Consider the following 21,027-nt stretch of genomic DNA (forward strand, 5'->3'; position numbering starts at 1 on the left):
ATTCAACTCCCGTAACCGTATTTATAGAGTAGCCGGACCAGAACCCGAAAACCGTGCATCAGGTCTGCCTCAGCTGTATATTCAAGTGGATTATGACTGATACCATCCTGACTCGGCACAAAAATCATGGCTGTCGGACAAGCCGGCTGAAAAATCTGCGAATCATGTCCCGCGCCGCTTGGCATTAGCCAATAGGACAATTGCTCCTGCTCACAGGTATCCTGAATGTCTGAGATCATCTTTGCATTCATAGGAATGGGCGTCACCGACAGATGTTCTTCCCAGTCCAGTCCGAGCTGTTGCTCGGCTGCGATCCGACTAAAAGCTTGAAGCATATCCTGCCAACAGCGATCAATACTTTCCTGCCGGATATGGCGGATATCCAGTGAAAACACCGCTCGCGCAGCAACCACATTTCCAACACCCGGATCGGCTGTGATTCGCCCAACCGTGGCTACAAGCGGTTCTCCTGCTTCCAATGCGATATCCCTCACTGCAGTAATCATCTCAGCGGCTCCGGCTAATGCATCCTTGCGCCAGGACATCGGTGTCGTTCCCGCATGATTCGCTTCTCCGCTTACCGTAATACTGAACCGCTTCTGACCTACAATGTCGGATACAACGCCAATCGAATGTCCGAGACGTTCCAGAACCTGACCTTGCTCAATATGAAGCTCAATAAAGGCACCATAATTTTTCGCAGTCGGTCTATACGCACTATCGGGCCCAAAACCCGCATCGCGGATCGCTTGTGCAAAGGTAACACCGTCTTGATCCTTCAAATGCTCCACATCTTCCAGAGACGTTGTTCCTGTTATACTGCGTGAACCCCAATATGCAAAAGGGAATCGACTTCCCTCTTCCTCACATAGGGATACCACTTGAAGTGTGCGCTTCGGTGCTCCAAAATGCTTCTGCAAATACTCCAAAGCAAGGACACCGGCAACGACACCGTAAGCACCATCATACTTGCCTCCATACACCACGGTATCGATATGTGATCCGGTCACGATCGGTAATTCTTCAGCACCAGTCGCTGATCCCTTACCCTCGCCCTTGAGTGTGCCATACAAATTACCGGACTGGTCGAACTCGGGAGACAGCCCTTTTTCCTGCATTTTGGCAGCAAGGGCACCTTGTGCTTCACACCAAGCCGAGTCATACAACAGTCGTGTTACGCCGCCCTGTGTATCTGCACCATATGTCGACAGCCAGTCAAGCATGGCTTGCAGCTCCACCTGTTCCACATTTGGCAAAGAAAGAGGTGCATTATTAGTACCGGATGACCGGTATACTCCCGACTCCGTCATGGCGCTTCCTCCGTTCCCGCTTTGATGCGATTAGAAGAGTACGCCGCAATGTGTTGCCCGATAGGCACAGGAGATAACCCGGATTCCGAGTTGTAGACGCGCTGCCCACGGCAAAATACGTTTGCGATCTGACACTTAAATGTACGTCCCACATAAGGACTCTGTTGATGCGTATAGAGCAGATCCTCCGTGTTCAGTTTTGTGCTCTTCTCCCAGTCAATCAGCACCAGATCTGCATCCTTGCCAATTGCAATCTCCCCTTTGCTCTCCAGACCAAGCCTTCTGGCAGGTTGCAGGGAGAGCACTCTACCTAGCAACGGAAGGTCGATATTACGCTGAAGATGTCCATTCTCCAGCATGATTAGCAGTGTGCTCTGTGCCCCCGATATGCCTCCCCAGATTTCAAAGAAGTTATCCGATTGTTTCATGGATGGCGGACATGGAGAATGGTCTGAGGCAATAACATCAATCAACCCTGAAGCCAGTGCATCCCATAACTGCTCCTGTTCGGCAGAACTGCGAAGCGGTGGAGCACATTTCGCTACAGCACCCAAACGGACGACATCCTGATCGGTCAGTGTCAGATAATGAGGGCATGTCTCCGAAGTAACATCCTGTCCACGCCGTTTGGCCGCTGCAATCAGATCCAGCGCTTCGCGGGTGCTAATATGCACAAAATGCAGCGCACACCCGGTCTGTTCACCATATTTCAGCGCTCGGGCAACCGCGACGACTTCAGCTTCCGCAGGTCGGGACCGGATATAATCCATCGGTTCAGTCTTTCCCTCAGCGATGCTTCTCGCACCGAGTTCGGCAACGATGCCTTCGTCCTCTGCATGAAGTGCCAGCACACGGTTTAATGTTGCAAGTTCATTCATCCCATCCAGCAGTGTATGGTCATCAGCTCTGGCAAAGATGTCTTCCCCTTCACCTCCCGGCTCGGACATAAATGCCTTGAATCCGGCAGCACCCAGCCGTGACAGTGGAGCAAGTTGCTCACGGTTTCCGGGAACCAAGCCTCCCCAGAAAGCATAATCCACATACGATTGTTCTGCCGCTGCTTTCATTTTCATTTCCCATGCTTCCGGTCTCGTGGTTGGCGGTACGCCGTTAAGTGGCATATCAACATAGGTCGTGATTCCCCCTGCGGCAAGGGCTGCCGAACCTGATCGGAATCCCTCCCAACTGGCGAGTCCGGGTTCATTGAAGTGTACATGAATGTCCACGACACCCGGCATCACTGTAATCCCCTCAGCTTCTATGATGCAAGTCGCTTCACCAGCAGTCAGCCGCTTGGACAATTCCGTTATTTTCTCACCAGTAATGCCAATATCCAGTTGTTCTACCCGATCTCTCAGCACCACCCGGGCCCCCCGGATGATGGTATCAAATGTTGTCATATGGATGACCCTCCCCTTGAATCAGAACCGGATGTGTGCATATTCAGCTTCCCCGGTATGTACTGTAACCTCCTGGAGCAATTAATAATGGAATATGGTAATGGCTTGAGGCTTCAGATACGGCAAAACGAATCGGAACAATCGTCCATAATGCCTGCCCCAGCTCCTCGAGCGAACGTTGTGCGTAATAACTCTCGACATGGAATTGAAGCTCATATATCGCTGGCTCCAACTTGCCTTCATCCAGCAGCGGTGCATCCAACCGTCCATCCGCATTGGTCACCGACTCAGCCACTTTGATCTTGCTTTCCTGTTCTCCATCTCTCTTCAAGGTGTACAGTTCGATCCGAACACCCGCAGCAGGGACACCTTTGGATGTATCCAGCACATGTGTTGTAATTCGTCCACCAGATATCGACATCAGACGTCACCTTCTTTCCCGGAGTCACGGTCATCTGTTCCCAGATCATCCCTTGTCAGTGAGAAACCCTGGAATCCATATGGTGGTCTCGGCTCGGTAAATACTTTGCCTTCTCCCTCTTTCACTTCCTCCAGCACTGTCTCCCACGTCCGATTATTGGATTCAAATGATACCTCACTCAGTTGCTCAAATCGGCTTAACAACCTTCGTCCAATCTGGTAGATCAGATGTTGAATGGAAGCGGATCGACACTCATGAAATACCGCAGCAGCCAAGTCTCTAACCTGTTCCGCCGCCACATACCGTCCACGCTGATCATCCATGCCATCTCTCGGATCTTCGTAACGCCAATTGATGTTCAGGAAAATAAATAACGGTCGATCCCATGTCTCTGGAAGAGTGGTATATTCATCCTGCATAAATCCGGCAAATTCACTGCCTTTGACCTTGATCAGTCTCAGATCGGCTACACCACTGAAATGGTTGCTTAGTTCAATCAAGTCTCCTGTTCGTTCCGCTTCCACGGCAGCTGTCGCACGATCATTCTGCGAATAACGAAATACGAGCGCACTCGGTCGGTAACTTCCTTCCAATCCAATCGGTATATCTTCAAAAGGAATCTGGTCCGCTGTCATCTGAACCTTGCTCATCTGCGGATATGTCTCCAAGAAACGCCGACTTACCAGTGCCAGAAATCCTTCCACCGTTGCCCCTGTGTAATCCGCTGCATGTTTGAGAATAAAATTTTTCATCGAATCGGTTGCCACCACCAGCGAATTATCCCCTTCTGCAAAAGAAGGCAAGAATTCATCACCCTGTACAGCAACCTTTATGTTTAATCCAAACAGAATATTGCTGCGTCCCATAAAAGGAGATTCCGGAATGGACTGAATACCCGTCAACGGTTTGGCGTAGGAACGGTACATCCACACATCCCCTTTGCCGTAATACATGGTCCGCCGCTGCACTGCGGCTGGCTTGCTCACGAACTCATGTTCATGACCGATCTGTGCCAGCCACTGCTCCAAGCGAATGCCCGCAATTTTGAATACTTCCTTCAATGCAGTCTCAAATTCTTCTTCCCTGCCTCGGCGATGACGTTGCCTCATGGATTCGAGGATGGAGCTTGCGGTATGGCCTTTTACAGCCAATATGAAAGGAAAGCCGAATTGGCTTGTATATGCTTTGTTTAATTGTTGAAGTTCGTTGTATTGCTCTTGTGAGAGTGAATCAAGTCCTGCACCAGCTTGTTCCTGAACGGAATTGCTGCTCATGCTGATTCGCGCTCCAAGATCCGGGTGATTTCGAAGCAACTGCAACTTCACCTGGTCATCCGATGTCTGAACCACGTTCTTCATCACGTTCATCATCTGTTCAAATGAATCAAAAGGTCGTAAAAGCCCGGAACGTTCAGCCACCCATGGTGATTCCTCAAATAAGCCGCCAAACGTATGCACGAACTGCGTGATAGACCAGTTGTTAACAAGTTTAATTAAGTCGCTCATGTTAGAACCTCCGGTCTGTTATGGATTATTGTTCTTCATTTTAAGTGTCGTTCAATGTCGCGACAACAATATTTACGCAATTTTGTAATATAACATAACATCATAGTTACGATTTGTTTGCTGTGCACGGCAAGATTAGCTTTCCTTGCCCTTGAACATGAAAAAACCGCACTCCATCAAGGGAATGCGGTTCTTGGGTGTATGACACGGTAGCATTGTCACGATGCACAACGTGCGGTCTAGAGTTGCACATTGTGCGGTCTTGCAGCTGTTTTGTCCCGCACAAACTTACGGAAGGTGAATACCAGCTTTAATTTGAGCAGATCATTTGTTTTCTTAAAGTCCATTTGCAGCAAGCTGCCAACTTTCTCCATACGATAAGTGACCGTGTTGCGGTGCACAAACAACTGCTTGGCAGCTTCATTGATCAGTCCATCATTCTCAATAAAGGACTCCAATGTATTCATTAATACCTGATTGGGATCACCGTCTCTGGCAAGTAACGGTTCAAGTACTTTATTGCAGTAGTTCTCCATGATGTTATCCGGTACATGTTGGAACACATAGGCAAATTCGAGCATTTCAAATTGCAACGCACGGTCTTTCATGCCGAATCGACGAGCCAGTTGTCGGGTATCCAGACATTCCTGATACGCTTCACGGAGCGATTTGGGTTCGTGTTTCATTTTGCTGATCCAGAAACGTGGAGCCGGTGCCCCTTTTGCTTCTTGTGCTGCCAGCACATCACCGAACCGGTTGAGCAGAAAACCTGACAGTTCCTCTCCATAGTCTCTCCCTGTTGGACAGGTATAGATGGACAGAATGCCATCTTCGATCTGAAAATGCTGTGAGGCCGTGAATTGCATCAGCGGATTGTATTGTAATTCACGATGAATCTGTTTAAGCAACTTTCCCTCGGCGAACAGAGTCGGCTCAAGCGTAATCAGTACGCACTGATACGTTCCCTGGAACAGATGTACACCTTTGTTTTCACTCAAGGTAGTCAATTCCTGAATGGTCATTTTGTTATCCAGATACTGTGAAAGAAGCGTACGCATCTCATCTTGCACAGTTGGATTAATATGCTCGCGATAAGTCATATCCATATAAAATGCCAGTACATCAGCAGCCTGCTGGAACAACTCTTCCTCCGCTCGAAGGGATAAAGCTGAATCGGTAAACACCAGCAACGATCCGTATTCTTCATCATTTTGCTTGATCGGTACGCGATGACAACTTCCCTGATTCCATTTCACTCGGTGCATGACGGATTTCCATGGCCAGCCTTGGGTTACAGCATCCCCTGCAATACCTTCACTACCGTAAAGCACATGCCCACGTGAACCAATGACTCCAAGCGGATAGTTGAGCACCGTAGCAAGTTCGGCAAACACATTCCGGTGGGGCTGCTGTTGCAGTGCAAACTGCATTAATTTCTTCTGCTTCTGCACAACCTCGTGCAGCAATCGGTTACTGCGTTCATGTTCAGCCTTGAACAAGGCGTTCATTTGGTCCGAGAAGGTGAATTGAAAAGGGAGCTCAAGCAATGGCAAACGAAGCCGATCAGCTTCTTCAACAATGCCTTGGGGAATGGACTGCCAGAAACGTCCCAGCTTGATGCCAAGTCCTGCACAGCCACGTTCGTTCAAACGCCGCATCAAACGTAGTGCATCCGTCTCACTGTCTTTCATAATAAAAGCGGTGGTGAACAACATTTCTCCGGATTTGATCCAATCCGCGATATCAGGAGCGTCCATGACGTTAACGGATTTCATCATCCGTGATGTCCCTTCTCCACCCGCAACCAGTTTGGCCTCTGACAACGGGTATACCTGTAAAGCCTCTTTAACCGTAAGCTGCATGGACACTACCTCCCATATATATAACACAATATTATGCCATTCTCGTTTAAACATAATAAATTCTGGATTACATTCCTAATTAAATCTATATCCATCCATTTAATCTTGTTTGTTGTTAAGTATTATAACATCATTTTTCTCAATAAAGCTTACATGGCAAAAAAATAAAACCTATGACCTAATTACAGCGCACTTTCCTGTAATCGGCATAGGTTTTATTAAAATTACTATGATCCACATAAGTTGAACTAATTGATTTACACGATAACGGAGAGGACAGAAAAAACCTGAAAAAGCGAAGCGTTCGCCTTTATCCCCGGATTTTTCCCTTTAGAAAAGGGAATCGAAAAAATCTGGGGATAACAGCGATTGGAAGGTTGTTCTGTCATCGTAGTGTCAGTGTAAATCATGTTTAGTTCAACTATGATCAGATCTCCAATGTTTCGTGATTCATCCATAATTTCATACGAGATAATACATCTTTGATATTCAGTGGTTTACTGAGATAGTCGGAAGCGCCTGCTGCAATACATTTCTCCCGATCCTCTTTCATGGCCTTGGCTGTCAGCGCAATAATCGGAAGCTGAGTCATGCCAAGCCGTTCACGGATCTGGCGAGTCGTCTCATAACCGTCTAGTTCCGGCATCATAATATCCATCATGATGATATCCGGTTTGACTCCTCCACGCTCCAGCAATTCCAGACATTCGTACCCATTCTGAGCGGAAATGACATTCATACCGTATTGCTCGAGAGCGTTAGCCAGCGCATATACATTTCGAATATCATCATCAACGACAAGCACTTGACGACCACTGAGCAAAGATTCTTCCAGAGGTGTCAACAAAACATCCGATTGTTCGGAAGTCATTGAAGGAAGCTTATTGATCTCAGGTGTAGTGCTAGCCACCTCATTCAGGAACAACCGCGAAACATTCATAGTCTCAGGCTCATCTCTTCGCAGTGGCAGGAACAGCGTGAACACACTGCCATGTCCTTCACGACTTGTTGCCGAGATTGAACCACCCAGCAAAGTCGCAAGCGATTGTGAGATGGATAGACCAAGTCCTGTTCCGCCATATTTTCGTGCCGTAGCCCCATCCGCCTGTTTGAATGCATCAAAGATCTGCAGAAGTTTGTTTTCGGCAATGCCAATTCCCGTATCACTGACGGAGAAAGCAATCACGTCGGTCTCTTGGTCTTTCACTTCAGGATGTGCCAGACTCATTCTGGAGATGGTTAAGGCAACTTCACCCTCACTGGTGAACTTGAATGCGTTCGAGAGCAGATTCCGGAGAATCTGATGCATTCTCATCTCGTCAGTCACGATGGTTTCCGGTAAAGGACTTTGGAGCTGAATTCGGAAATCTATTTTTTTCTGCTCTGCTGTTTTCAGGAAATACTGATTCATAACTTCAGGCAGACTGCTTAGGTAGACATCATCAAAATCCACTTCCATCTGCCCGGCCTCTACCTTGGATAGATCAAGAATATCATTGATCAGATTCAGCAAGTCCTTGCCTGACTTGTGAATGACCGAAGCATAGTTCTGTTCTTCACTATTTAAGTGTTTGTTTTTGTTTTCAGACAATATTTCGGATAAAATCAACATGCTGTTAAGCGGTGTCCGCAGTTCATGGGACATGTTCGCCAAGAATTCGGATTTGTACCCCGAGCTTGTTCGTAACTGATCTGCCACAACTGCTAGTTCATTGGCTGATGTCTCAGCAGCGCTCTTCTGTATTTCCAGGCGTTCATTAAGCATATGAAGCTCTTCGGTCTGCATTTGCAGTTCCTCCGTCTGAGACAGCATTTCTTCGGTCTGAGACTGAAGTTTCTCTGACTGTGCCTGTAATTCTTCATTCAGAACTTGGGACTCATCATATAATTGCTGTAATTCCATACGAGTGACGGTCGAGTGCAGTGAAACTCCAAAAATGTCCGTCAGTTCTTGCATCAGCTTCATATCATTCTCTTGCAACGGTTTCATTGAAGCAAGCTCGATTACTGCAATCGTTCTGCCCTCGAACAGGACCGGTACAACGGTAAGTGATGTGGCAGATGTATACCCGAGACCCGAAGAGATTCGGATATAGTTCTGAGGCAAATCATTCATGCGCAAGACTCGCTTCTCCACAGCACTTTGACCGACAAGCCCCTCACCCGGGGCAAGCGACACTTTACCGAGCGAACGTTCTTTCTCTCCATCCGCAGCATACGCAGCTACCCGCAGCAGTCGATTGTCTTTCCAGTAATACAAGACGCTATAGGGAACTTCAAACAACATGGCAAGCTCGCTCAGGAACAAGCGGGACAGTCCCTCCAGATTGGTTGGGTTCTGTAAAAGTGTGGCAATGCCTGTGATCTGGTCCTTGACCCGATTCTGTTCCTGTACTTCATCCAGTAATTTGTTGGTTTCGTGGCCAAGGTCCCCCACTTCATCATGTGTCCGCACCTGAATTCGCTGCTTCAGGTTCCCACCTTTGGAGATATCACTGATGGTCTGCATAACATCTCGCAACGTTTTGACGATATTTCCTGATATCACCAGAGCGGCTGCAATCGATAACGCTGCAATAATCCCCCACAGCGTGTACATTATCGTCAGCAGTGTGGAACTGCGTCTGGCAAGTTCAGTAACCCTCGCCTCGGTCAGAGCGATCTCTGTGTTACGGAAGGTTGTAAGTTGAGAGCGCAGGAGATCAATTTCAGTTTTACCCGGATCAGATTGAAAGAATGCAACCACTTTTGCTTGATCCCCTTGCTTTTTCAAGTCCACTGACGGCTCCCCAGCAATCTCAATCCAGCGCGTAATATGAGCTTTGATGCTTTGCAGACTCTGCTGTTGTGAAGGATTGTCGCTAATGAGCGCATTCAACTGATCGTAGTTGGAACTCCACTGGGATATACCTTGGGAATAAGGCTCCAAGTAACTCTCATTGCCTGTAATCATGAATCCACGCTGTCCTGTCTCCATGTTCAAGACATTTTTTTCAATCGCGTTGGTCAGATTATGTACTTCCAGATCATGATGGGAGATAAAATCATTTTCCTTCTGTAACACATTAATTTGGGCCGTAAGCACTAACAGAACAGCACCAAACAAAAGTACAACCACAAGATAGCCCAATAAAATTTTGGAGCGTATCGTAAATCTTCTCGTTTTTGACAACGCGGAAACCTCCAAATATATACGAATCCTATTCCATTAAATTAAAACGTTGCATATGTAGTTTATATGCATACGTATAGTCTGACAAGCTTTAAGTTCATCGGAATCCATAAGAAAAACGACCTGCTTATGCAGGTCGTCCTCTTCATTGATCTATATTCCTCATTTTGGCTGATTTTAGGCCTTTGGTGCGATCATTTTGGCTGGATCGACATATTGATCAAACTGCTCTTCGGTAAGCAGACCCGTCTGTAACGTCGCCTGTTTCAAAGACAAGCCTTCTTTATGCGCAAGCTTCGCAATCTTGGCTGCATTCTCATAACCAATATGCGGATTGAGCGCGGTAACCAACATTAGCGAATTGTTCAGATTATGTTCAATCTGATCCAGGTTAGGCTCGATGCCTACGGCACACTTGTCATTAAACGCAATAATAGAGTCCGCCAAGAGTTGCACAGATTGCAAGAAGTTATAGATGATAACCGGTTTGAATACATTCAGTTCAAAATTACCCTGACTTGCCGCGAAACCAATCGCTGCATCATTCCCCATGACCTGCGTAACCACCATCGTAATGGCCTCGCTCTGAGTTGGATTGACTTTACCCGGCATAATGGAGCTGCCTGGCTCATTTTCCGGAATACGAATCTCGCCCAATCCACTGCGAGGGCCACTGGCCAACCAGCGGACGTCATTGGCGATTTTCATCAAATCTGCTGCAAGCGCTTTAACCGCACCGTGCGCATACACGACTTCATCGTGACTTGTAAGTGCGTGGAATTTGTTTGGTGCAGATACAAAATCTTTCCCGGTATGTTTGCCAATCTCCTTGGCAGTGAAGTCCCCAAAATCCGGATGCGCATTAATACCCGTTCCAACAGCTGTACCGCCGATTGCAAGTTCCTTCAGGTACTGTACACTTTCACGGATCATACGCTCACTCTTGCCCAGCATGGCTTCCCAACCACTGATCTCCTGGCCAAGTGTGATTGGTGTTGCATCCTGAAGGTGGGTACGTCCAATTTTGATAATATCCTTGAATGCTTCTGACTTGTCTGCAAAAGTGGCTTTTAAGACCGCAATGGCCGGCAAAAGTTGATCCTCAACAGCCAGAACCCCTGCAACATGCAGAGCCGTTGGGAATGTATCGTTGGAGCTCTGGGACATATTCACGTCATCATTGGGATGCAGACGCTCTTCCTTTCCCTTTTGCTCCAGCAGTTGGTTCCCCAGATTGGCAATGACTTCATTCACGTTCATATTGGATTGCGTTCCGCTTCCTGTCTGCCACACAACCAGTGGAAAATGGTCATCAATTCGGCCTGCAATAATCTCGTCTGCTGCATAAGCGATGGCATCCGACTTAGCCGCAGATAATTTACCTAATTTATGGTTACTGGCCGCAGCACTTTTTTTCAAAATGGCTAGGGCACGGATCACTTCCATCGGCATATGTTCACTGCCAATCGGGAAGTTCTCCTTGCTTCGCTGCGTCTGAGCTCCCCACAGCCTGTCGGCTGGTACTTTCATTTCGCCTAACGTATCTCTTTCAATGCGGTATTCCACTTGCTTGTCCTCCTCCAAAAAGATGGTTTGGGTCTCTACAAAGCTTGTGTATCTCGTCATATTATACATGATTTACGAGCAGGTTTTCACCTTTTCGACAAAATTGTAAGCGTAGCGCAAAACGAGCGTGAATTATTGTTGTGACGCAATTGGATACAATCGGCTGCTCTGTTCGAATAGTTCTCCTGGTTCCAGACCGACCAATCCGATTTCTTCTGCCGGGATGCCTTCAACATTAGGAGCGTTCACCAGGTTCATCTGTGGTTCAGGACAGAAGAATTCGCCACCCATGTTATTGTTCCAGATCATCCAGTGCTTGTACGATGTACCCACGTCATATACCAGTTTGTCTCCGGTACGGTGGTCCGTAAGCTCCATATAGTTACGTCCATTCTGCGGTTCCGCAGTGTAGTGATTATCCATGGCAGCAAAGAACGGACTAACTCCGTCTTTCTTCAGTTGTTCTTCCTCAGGTGTAAGCGGTTGAAATTGTCCTGTTGGCAGAGAACGTTCATTCAATTCACGTCGTTGTCCAATCGTAACTTTGGCCGTGTAATCCGAGGCTTGACTCTCAGGTGCAAAAGGTACAGCAATTGCTGTGTGGAATGCAAACAGATTAGGCATGTATTCCTTCCCGTTGTTACGAACGATCAATTGTTGCTGAAGTCCTTGGCTACTCAATGAATAACGAAGCGTCACCGTGAATGTAAATGGCAGGTACTGATAAAATGTATGTCCTTCTTTCACGTCCTGGCTAAGCAAGACATAGCTCTCTAGCTGGTCAGAACCATATCCCTCGACCTTCCACTCGGCATCATGCAAAAATCCATGCAAATGATTACCCGTAGCCGGTTCGTTCACAGGCAACTGATAAACTTTACCATTCCAGGGGAAACGTCCATCCTCATAACGGTTTGGTGGAGAAAGAATCGGAATTCCATAGACCGCTGGTGCAGCCATAAATTCATCCATCTGATCCTGATTCGGCTCTCTCAAATAACGGAAACCCTTTTCTGTATCACGGAAAGCAACAAGGTTGGCACCCACGCTTGGAATAACTGCCGCTTCAAACTGATTAAAACGAAGCCAAATGGCCGGTATCCCTCCAAATTGTTCTTCAAATGCTGCATTTTGCTGTGTCATCGTTATATGTACCTCCTGCATACTAAGGTTATATTATACGGCTCGACTATATCATGCCCGAGCACAAAATACCAATCTATGATAGAGAACAAATTCATGATTGAAAGACAAAAAAGACAGCTGCAATCCGCTGCGGCTGTCTCTGCTCGCGTTCATATGTTGGTTCAATTAATCCACATATTTGCCGTGATCCGGCACAGTGCTCTCTTCAAAGTCCATATCAAGCCGCTTCAGGGATTCACTCAGCATATCTCCGCTCAAGGCATGCCCATGTCCGGTAATCGCAAGTTTCGGCTCCAGATGCCTTAAATGCTGAACGGATCGATGAGCAGCCTGCCAATCGGTTGTGAAATAGGTAGGCGGTCCATGCAACTGTTTGTCCTGAAGCAACACACTCCACAGCGATTCCTGCTTCACTGTAATGATCGCGTCTCCCGCAATTAACAAACGATCTGCTTCCCGAAACAGCGACACATGCCCAGGAGTATGGCCTGGCGTGTGCACCCATTCCCATCCTGATACACCTGGAACGGAATGATCTTTGGGTAAACTGAATATCCGATCATCCAGATTGATTGCCTCATTAGGATAGGCGAATGACAACCTGGACATTAAACCTCCACCTACAGAAGGGTCCGCTGGCGGGTAATCTTTCAATCCCGTTAAATACGGGATTTCAAGCGGATGAGCATACACTGGCACACCCCAGAATTGTTCCAGCTCAATAACGGTTCCTACATGGTCGAAGTGACCATGTGTCAAAATGATCGCAGACGGCGGACCTTGAAATCGTTCTGATGCAACCTGAACAATATGATCTGTGAACCTCGCCATTCCGGTGTCCACGAGGACCCAGTTCCTGCTTCCTGGCTCTCCGATGAACACGACATTAACAAATAGTGTACGTAGACTGAGAATATCGGGCGCGACTTCTTCAAGTCCCGTCAACCCTTCTGTAATCAGATTGTCAGATGCCATTCACGGTTACCTCCCATTTGGCGGATTGTCTCTCTGGTTCCATTCATCTCGTAGACTTCCCTTTTCTGGATCATCTATTCAACATTTCCAATAAAATAGACGGTATACACCCTGTTTCGGGCATACACCGTCTAGTATAGTCATCGACACGACACAATAGAACAAGAACATCTCGGCCAGTTAAGCCGGAAATGCCTCCAAAGCAGCATCGAGCAATTGATTGTACAGATCGTCATCATTCTCAAGCAGTTCGTCCATACGAAGCAACTCTTCTTCATCACCGGATTGCTCCGTGAAATGCAAGCTATAGTCCCAGTCTTTTCCGTTTTTGCTCATGAAGGTAATCTCATATACTGACTTTTCGCCTTCTGTGCGGTAAACGGTATTTCCTACGTATCCTTTTTCACCTTCACGGCGCATTTCAGCACTTATAATTTCAATATTCACAATCATTCTCTCCTTTAATCTTTCATCTACAGCCGGTCTCCAACATTTCTGGTAAACCTAGTTTGGTAATTATTATTGGTTAATTGTACAATATATAACGTAGCAACGTATACCTTATTCAATGAAGGAACCATTCTGAGTCCTTACATAGTTGTAATGAGGACTATAATACGTGTTTGAACAACATCTATATTAGCCAACAAGCTACGATATTATTATCACATTGGAGGAAAAAATAGCATGAATACTTTTGAAACGAATCTGCAGCAATATGCTGAGCTGGCTGTACAAGTCGGTGTTAATATCCATCCTGGACAGACACTTGTGGTTAACGCGCCAATCTCGGCAGCACATTTTGTACGACTGATTGTCAAAGCTGCTTACGGCAAAGGTGCCAAATTAGTCAAAGTAAACTGGAGTGATGAAACCGTTACACGTCTTCATTACGATCTTGCACCTGATGAAGCCTTCTCCATTGAACCGAAATGGTTTGCAGCTGAAATGACTGAGCTCGTTGAAGAAGGTGCCGCTATTCTGCACGTCATCGCTGAAAATCCGGATCTGCTGAACGGCGTAGCTCAGGATCGCATCATTACTAGCCAAAAAGTGCGCGGCAAAGCACTCGAAAAATATCGTTCTTATCAGATGGCTGACAAATTCAGCTGGTCTATCGTGGCCGTTTCTTCGCCGGAATGGGCAGCCAAAGTGTTTCCGGATCTCCCGGAAGCACAACAAGTGGACCGCCTTTGGGATGTTATTTTCAAAACAGTGCGGATCGGTGAACAGGATGCTGTTGCCGAATGGAAAACCCATTTGCAAAATCTCGATTCACGCGCTGATCTGCTGAACAACAAGAAATACAAGAAACTTCACTATACAGCTCCAGGCACAGACCTGACGATTGAACTTCCCGAAGGCCATATCTGGGTATCCGGTGGAAGTGTGAATGAGCAAGGACATGTCTTTATTGCCAATATGCCTACCGAAGAAGTATTCACGGCTCCGCTGAAAACGGGTGTTAACGGCACAGTTCGCAGCACGAAACCACTGAGCTACGGCGGCAACCTGATTGACGGATTCTCCCTGACATTTGAGAACGGTCGAATTGTAGATTATACCGCTGAGCAAGGACTGGACGCTCTCAAAAACCTGATCGAAATGGATGAAGGTGCACACTATCTGGGTGAAGTAGCTCTTGTTCCACATCAGTCACCGATTTCGGATACAAATATTTTGTTCTACAATACGTTGTTTGATGAAAATGCCTCCAACCATTTGGCAATTGGTAATGCTTATGCCTTCTGTCTGGAAGGTGGTAAAACGATGTCCAAAGAAGAGTTGATTGAACGTGGTATGAACTCCAGTCTCACTCATGTAGATTTCATGATTGGATCTGGAGAAATGAACATCCACGGTGTAACCTCCGAAGGCACGGAAGAGCCGATCTTCCTGCAAGGAAACTGGGCATTTTAATTCCGTTTGATGTGATTAGGAGAGAGGAGATTACTCCTCTCTTTTCCTGCGTCAACAGGTCAAAAATTCAACAACTGGAGGAGGGAACGCATATGTTAAGTTTTGAACAAAAACTGGATCGTTACGCTGAACTTGCTGTAAGAGTAGGTGCTAACGTGCAGCCAGGACAAGTGTTTGTCATTAGTGCGATGATTGATACCGCTGAATTTGTGCGCTTGCTGGTGCGCAAAGGATACGAGGCTGGTGCCAAGCAGGTTATTGTAAAATACGGAGATGAAACCGTTAATCGCTTGCGGTTTGAGATGGCCCCTGAGGACTCCTTTCAAGAGCCGCCGAAATGGCATGCAGCGGAGCTTGAAGAACTGGCAGCCAATAATGCAGCCTTCCTGACCGTATTGTCATCCAGCCCTGACCTGATGAAAGGTATTGACCCTGAGCGGATCTCGACTCATCAGCGTACATTGGGTCAGGCGATGGCCAAGTACCGTCAGTATCAACAGGCGGATAAAATGAGCTGGACGGGTGTGGCTTGTCCTTCCCCCGATTGGGCAGCCAAAGTATTCCCGGATCTCCCGGCAACGGAGCAGGTTAACCAGCTGTGGGAAGCCATTTTTGCTGCGGTGAGAGCCGATCTGGAGGACCCTGTAGCAGCCTGGGAACAGCATATTGAACGACTGGAGACCAAGGCTGTTGCATTGAATAACAAAAAGTATCAAGCATTACATTTCCTCTCCCCGGGGACAGATCTTACAGTCGAGCTTCCAGAAGGACATATCTGGGCGCAGGCGGGTAGCGTAAATGAGCAAGGTATCCCTTTTGTTGCCAATATCCCAACTGAAGAAGTTTTCACCGCTCCAGCCAAGCATGGCGTTAATGGCAAGGTGTCCAGCACCAAACCACTCAGTTATGGCGGCAGTATCATTGATCGTTTTTCACTCACATTCGAGAACGGACGGATCATTGATTTTCATGCTGAAGAAGGTCAGGATACGCTGGAAAGACTCATTTCCATGGATGAAGGATCTCATTACCTCGGCGAAGTCGCCTTGGTTCCCTTCCATTCACCGATCTCTGAGAGTGGTATCCTGTATTACACTACATTGTATGATGAGAATGCGTCGTGCCATCTTGCGATTGGCAGTTCCTATGCATTTAATATCGAAGGTGGCAAAACGATGTCTCCTGAAGAGCTTGCAGCCCGTGGCATGAACAGCAGCATCACCCATGTGGACTTCATGATGGGCTCTCCTGAGACGGACATCTACGGTATTACGGCAAACGGTGAACGTGAAGCCATCTTCCTTAAGGGAGACTGGGCATTCTAACGAATAACGGTTGAGTTCTTCCCCGTAATATATTTTCACCAAACACTCATCAAGGCTTTCTTGCAACCATGGGTTCATGGTTGCAAGAAAGCCTTTTTATTAATTTTCAGCAAACTGTCCGGAGGCTGCACATGCTCTCTTCATCTGGTTTTTCTCGGACCAACCTCCCATTGTATCGTTTCCATATTATGTTGTAAAATGTAATGATACCAATGTTTGTGGATTGTTCACCAGAAAGGAGAACATCATGGCCAATCGGCTTCAGTTATTACTCGCCTCAGATTTCCATAATTTAGGCTCTGCACTTCAAGAAGAAGTGTATTATGAATATTATAATATGGTACATGGTCTTATCGTTTATATTATCAAGGAGCGTGCTGCAGCAGAAGATATCATTCAGGAAGCTTTTATCAAAATCATTAAAAATAAACCCATTTTCGAAGACGAGGTCAAACTGAAAGCTTGGCTCAAGGTCGTCACGCGGAATACAGCTATTAATTATCTGAGAAAAAATAAAAATAACCGTAACCAAGTGGATACGGATAGTGTTTTTATAGATATGGAGACGATGAATCAGACAGCTGCTTCCGTGGAAAGCATGGTAGAAACGCAGATGATGGAAGAGTCTATTGAATATTATCTCAGACAGCTCAAACCGGAATATCGTGTACTGGTGGAGTTACGGTGGAAAAAAGGTCTCTCCTACCGAGAGATGGCCGAACTGCTGGATACCTCCGAAGACATTGTGAAGCAACGTTTGTTCAGAGCCCGCGGCAGTATCAAGAAGAAATTACATAAGGAATGGGGTGGAAGCATTGAGCAAAGGCAAGTCCGATAAACATGTGGAGCCATTCAATTCAGAGCTGGAAGATGAATATTTCGACGCTGCGTTTGATCTGGCTTTTGATGAGGCTTTCCATCAGGCCGTCTCTGCCCCTTCCGCCTCCCATACCGAATCCATGCAGCAATCCTGGCAGAAGGTACAACGGGAAATTAACAGAATCGGTTTACGTAAAAAAAGAATACGTACTTTACGGCTGTCTGTCGTAGTCGCTGCATCCGTGACCATCGGGGCCGTTATTTTCAGCCTGCCATCCGGTACGCAAGCGGTATCCCCATTTGTGCAATCCATCAAGGATTGGGGCAATGGCATGAAATCCATTATCATCGAGGATCGCACGACCCATCTGGGGGCTGATCCGTCAACAGCCAAAACGCCTCCACCACCGGAAACCAGCTTAGACGACATTCTTAAAGCACAAGAAGAAGAAGCTCTTAATACACCTACGTATGAGTTATCGAGCCATCAGTTTCGTCCAGTACTTGTTACGGAAGAGATTGCACGCGACGGGTTCATGGGTGACTTTCTGTTATCCAAGGCCATTCCCGAGCGATTCAACAAGGTCAAATTTGAACTCGTACTCGATACTGAAAACCCTGTGAATCCAGACGATTATTATGAGTCCAACCAAATGAGAGTTCAATATACCAGTGAAGGCAAGAGCATAGAGGATGAGATTATCCAGTTTGATTATGTCTATGTCATGCCTGGGGAGAAAATTGAAGGGGCCATGCTTCGTGATATGAGCACCGTAAAGCTGGCTGACGGCACAGAAGCACTGATGTATATCGGCCCACCCTATAACTCCTTTCAGTGGATGATGGGTTCCAACAATATGAGTCTGTTTGGCACCCTTTCGGAAGAAGAAATGACTGCTATTGCCAACGATTTTCAAGAGCAGAAGTTTCCCGGCAGTACCCGTCGATAAGATCAGAATAATACGGTGCCAGAGACATGTTTGCTTGTTTCCGTGGTACTCCCATCATATGCTGTATGGATACTGGTAACGCGATAATAGTATCCTGGCATAACGGTCCAATCCGATGAGGCATTGAGTAAGTTTGTATTCGTTTCATTGTTGGAACTGGCTTTGAAAGTTACCCATGCTGTTCCTGTCCAGCGCTCAAGTCGATAATCTACGGAAAGTGTCTTCATTGCTGTATATGTCATGGTTTTGGTATTGACGATAGCCGACAAGCCCCCTCCAGGGATAACTGCACCCACCGCCTGATAGATATGTCCACGTTCGCGGGTGTTAGCGAGCGAATCGATGGATGGTTCCGGCGGTGGCGGAGCTGTAAGAGCACCCGAGGACACGTTGATCATTGGGCTTGCAACGGCTGGTTCAGATGTAGATATAGCCAGTAGCGTTGGCACCATTATCAAGGCAACAAAAGTAATTTTTAGTATTGCTGCTGCACTTTTTGTTTTTGTTTTCCGCATATTGATCCATCCTCCGCTTCTATACTTCATTTGGTGTAAGGATATAAACGGACGGATCAGGTGTCAGGTTTCAAAAAAATTTTAGACGCTCCGATGTTTCTGTCGGAAGTGTCTTTTGTCTTTTTTATACATTTCTAACATTGTGAAACTTTAAACGATTCCATCCCGTATGTAGTGGATAATCCCGATATTGTCATTCAATCACCTACAAAATCATGAGCATGCAAAAAAGCTGTACGATGACCATTACGTCACCATACAGCTTCATTGGTTACAATTTCGATCTGGCTACGCGCCTTCCTCTTCAACCAACAGTTCCAGCTTAATCACATTTACTCGGGAAATCCGCTTATGCTCTGTCTCTTGAATGACAAATACATACCCTCCATACTCAACCGATTGACCGACCTCAGGTGGAATGGCATCTACTCTGGAGTATAACCAGCCTCCAATGGTATCGTAATCAGCACGGTCCATCTCGAGTCCGAATCGTTCACTGACTTCTTCAATCAGCATCAATCCATCAATGGAGTATTCCATCTCATCCACTTGCTCAATGGCAGGACGTTCCTGGTCGAATTCATCCTGAATCTCACCTACGATCTCTTCCATGATATCTTCAAGTGTGACAAGCCCGGAAGTCCCCCCGTATTCATCAATCAAAATCGCAATCTGTGTCTTGCTGCGCTGCATTCGCTTGAGCAAATCACTGATCAGGGTGGTATCGGGCACAGCCAGGATAGGCCGGATCACGGAGATGGTATCCGTAAGTTGGGATCGCATCAGATCCTTAATGTGAATAAAGCCGATAATATGATCCTTGTCTCCGTTATATACCGGATACCTTGTTCGCATACTCTCACTGGCAATCTCCAGATTCTCCAGCATGGACTGATTGGCATTCAGACAGATCATTTCCGTCCGCGGAATCATAATTTCACGGGCGGTTGTATCCGTAAAATCAAATATATTATCAACAAGTGCTAATTCAGTGTTATCAATTAAACCGCTCTTATTGCTTTCTTTCATGAGAATACGTAATTCATCTTCACTATGCGCATCGTCCATCTCTGAAGCGGGTGCCATTCGGAACAGTCTCAACAAGCCATTAGCCATACCGTTCAGTGCCCATATGAATGGATACATTACCTTGTAGAAGAACGTTAGCAAGGCTGCAGACCACAGCGTGATCGTTTCAGACTTTCGAATCGCCATCGTCTTGGGAGCAAGTTCCCCCAGTACAATGTGCAGGATCGTAATAATTACAAATGCAATGGCAATCGAGATACCATGAACATAGACGGGTCCCAGTCCAAATGTGGTAAACAGGGGCTCTAACAAGTGTGCAATTGCGGGTTCACCCAACCATCCAAGTCCCAGTGAAGCCAGCGTTATTCCTAATTGGCAAGCTGACAGATATGCGTCCATATTGCGTATGATATTGGAAGCGTATATTGCATTTTTGTTGCCTGTTTCCACCAAAGCCTCAATCCGACTTCCACGAACTTTCACCATCGCGAATTCCGCCGACACAAAGAAACCATTCATTAATACAAGTAAACCGATTAATACTAAATTTAAAATACTCGGTAAGGGGTCACTCAAATTTTCATCCTATTCGCCGTCATTCTTCGGCAAATAGGTCCACCTCCTTCGAAAATGTAGGATATTAGCCATTCTGCCGCTCAAATGCAATTTCAACTTCCCAATGCTTCCACCTCCACCTTGTTCTGTCGAATAAAAAAGATATGCTTCTTTTATTATATAATTCTACACTACACAGTCAATCCGTGTCCTATGACAACGAAATGGCACAAACGCCTTTTTTCTTTAACAAAAGTAACGATTACGCTGTTTTTTTGAAAATAGCTTTTACTATAATACGCCTTTATGTCTATTTTTCCACTAGTTGAATCCGCTGCAATGTGTGTAGATAAATGATTAACTTTCCGATCATCAGATAATTATTCCTTTTCATGTTCTGTAATACGTGTGACTGCTCGAACTACAACATCAGGATAGTTATTTTGAATGATCATTTTGGCTTCAGCTATACTTTCAGCTCTCAATTCTCGAGTGTATATGATCCCATAAGAATCTTGGAATTCTACGGAATATTCAATTGCCTCTCGGTCCAATTC

16 protein-coding genes are annotated in these 21,027 nt (G+C 46.4%); 4 read left to right on the forward strand and 12 right to left on the reverse strand.

Going from position 1 to position 21,027, the window contains the following annotated elements; translation table 11 throughout:
* Positions 1-2 precede the first annotated feature (2 nt).
* The 10 genes from ACE3K2_RS12595 to ACE3K2_RS12640 all read right to left on the reverse strand — a co-directional run bounded on the left by ACE3K2_RS12595 (position 3) and on the right by ACE3K2_RS12640 (position 13,810).
* On the reverse strand, positions 3-1,310 hold the full coding sequence (locus ACE3K2_RS12595; protein WP_421890311.1) for a Zn-dependent hydrolase: 1,308 nt from the start codon (positions 1,308-1,310) through the stop codon (positions 3-5).
* Positions 1,307-2,710 carry an allantoinase AllB gene (gene allB / locus ACE3K2_RS12600; RefSeq protein WP_421890314.1) on the reverse strand — a complete coding sequence of 468 codons (1,404 nt, stop codon included), beginning with the start codon at positions 2,708-2,710 and terminating at the stop codon, positions 1,307-1,309. The genes ACE3K2_RS12595 and allB overlap by 4 nt, the downstream gene beginning before the upstream one ends.
* A gap of 43 nt (positions 2,711-2,753) precedes the next feature.
* Entirely contained in the window at positions 2,754-3,131 is a 378-nt protein-coding gene (gene uraH, locus ACE3K2_RS12605; RefSeq protein ID WP_421890317.1) for a hydroxyisourate hydrolase, read from the reverse strand.
* The gene (pucL, locus tag ACE3K2_RS12610) at positions 3,131-4,636 is read right to left on the reverse strand and encodes a factor-independent urate hydroxylase (RefSeq protein WP_421890320.1); all 1,506 of its coding nucleotides are present in this window, start codon (positions 4,634-4,636) and stop codon (positions 3,131-3,133) included. Before pucL ends, uraH begins: the two co-directional genes overlap by 1 nt.
* 239 nt (positions 4,637-4,875) lie before the next feature.
* Positions 4,876-6,498 (reverse strand): PucR family transcriptional regulator, encoded by a 1,623-nt coding sequence (locus ACE3K2_RS12615; RefSeq protein ID WP_421890323.1) that lies wholly within the window; start codon positions 6,496-6,498, stop codon positions 4,876-4,878.
* Between the two features lie 427 nt (positions 6,499-6,925).
* Positions 6,926-9,670 carry a CHASE3 domain-containing protein gene (locus ACE3K2_RS12620; protein ID WP_421890326.1) on the reverse strand — a complete coding sequence of 915 codons (2,745 nt, stop codon included), beginning with the start codon at positions 9,668-9,670 and terminating at the stop codon, positions 6,926-6,928.
* A gap of 177 nt (positions 9,671-9,847) precedes the next feature.
* Positions 9,848-11,236, reverse strand: coding sequence for a class II fumarate hydratase (fumC, locus tag ACE3K2_RS12625; RefSeq protein WP_074095411.1), 1,389 nt, complete (start codon positions 11,234-11,236; stop codon positions 9,848-9,850).
* A gap of 132 nt (positions 11,237-11,368) precedes the next feature.
* Complete coding sequence (locus ACE3K2_RS12630; RefSeq protein ID WP_421890330.1) at positions 11,369-12,379, reverse strand: aldose 1-epimerase; 1,011 nt, start codon at positions 12,377-12,379, stop codon at positions 11,369-11,371.
* Between the two features lie 168 nt (positions 12,380-12,547).
* Positions 12,548-13,357, reverse strand: a complete 810-nt coding sequence (locus tag ACE3K2_RS12635; protein WP_421890333.1) for an MBL fold metallo-hydrolase — start codon at positions 13,355-13,357, stop codon at positions 12,548-12,550.
* Positions 13,358-13,537: 180 nt separating this feature from the next.
* Complete coding sequence (locus tag ACE3K2_RS12640; protein WP_047843332.1) at positions 13,538-13,810, reverse strand: hypothetical protein; 273 nt, start codon at positions 13,808-13,810, stop codon at positions 13,538-13,540.
* Positions 13,811-14,044: 234 nt separating this feature from the next.
* On the opposite strand from ACE3K2_RS12640, the gene ACE3K2_RS12645 reads away from it, so the two are divergent.
* The 4 genes from ACE3K2_RS12645 (at position 14,045) to ACE3K2_RS12660 (ending at position 18,371) form a co-directional block, all read left to right on the forward strand.
* Positions 14,045-15,277 carry an aminopeptidase gene (locus ACE3K2_RS12645; protein WP_421890336.1) on the forward strand — a complete coding sequence of 411 codons (1,233 nt, stop codon included), beginning with the start codon at positions 14,045-14,047 and terminating at the stop codon, positions 15,275-15,277.
* Positions 15,278-15,369: 92 nt separating this feature from the next.
* Positions 15,370-16,602, forward strand: a complete 1,233-nt coding sequence (locus ACE3K2_RS12650) for an aminopeptidase (protein WP_421890339.1) — start codon at positions 15,370-15,372, stop codon at positions 16,600-16,602.
* A 247-nt stretch (positions 16,603-16,849) separates the two neighbouring features.
* Positions 16,850-17,440: a sigma-70 family RNA polymerase sigma factor gene (locus ACE3K2_RS12655; protein WP_338587152.1), complete on the forward strand. Its 591-nt coding sequence runs from the start codon at positions 16,850-16,852 to the stop codon at positions 17,438-17,440.
* Positions 17,418-18,371, forward strand: coding sequence for a hypothetical protein (locus ACE3K2_RS12660; protein WP_421890342.1), 954 nt, complete (start codon positions 17,418-17,420; stop codon positions 18,369-18,371). The genes ACE3K2_RS12655 and ACE3K2_RS12660 overlap by 23 nt, the downstream gene beginning before the upstream one ends.
* A gap of 2 nt (positions 18,372-18,373) precedes the next feature.
* On the opposite strand, the gene ACE3K2_RS12665 is transcribed toward ACE3K2_RS12660, so the two are convergent.
* Together ACE3K2_RS12665 and ACE3K2_RS12670 are read right to left on the reverse strand one after the other, a co-directional pair.
* The gene (locus ACE3K2_RS12665; RefSeq protein ID WP_421890344.1) at positions 18,374-18,886 is read right to left on the reverse strand and encodes a hypothetical protein; all 513 of its coding nucleotides are present in this window, start codon (positions 18,884-18,886) and stop codon (positions 18,374-18,376) included.
* A 288-nt stretch (positions 18,887-19,174) separates the two neighbouring features.
* Entirely contained in the window at positions 19,175-20,491 is a 1,317-nt protein-coding gene (locus tag ACE3K2_RS12670; protein WP_421890347.1) for a hemolysin family protein, read from the reverse strand.
* Positions 20,492-21,027: the final 536 nt, after the last annotated feature.

Origin of the sequence: Paenibacillus sp., from assembly GCF_048976745.1 — a bacterium.
In the GTDB taxonomy this organism is placed as follows: domain Bacteria; phylum Bacillota; class Bacilli; order Paenibacillales; family Paenibacillaceae; genus Paenibacillus.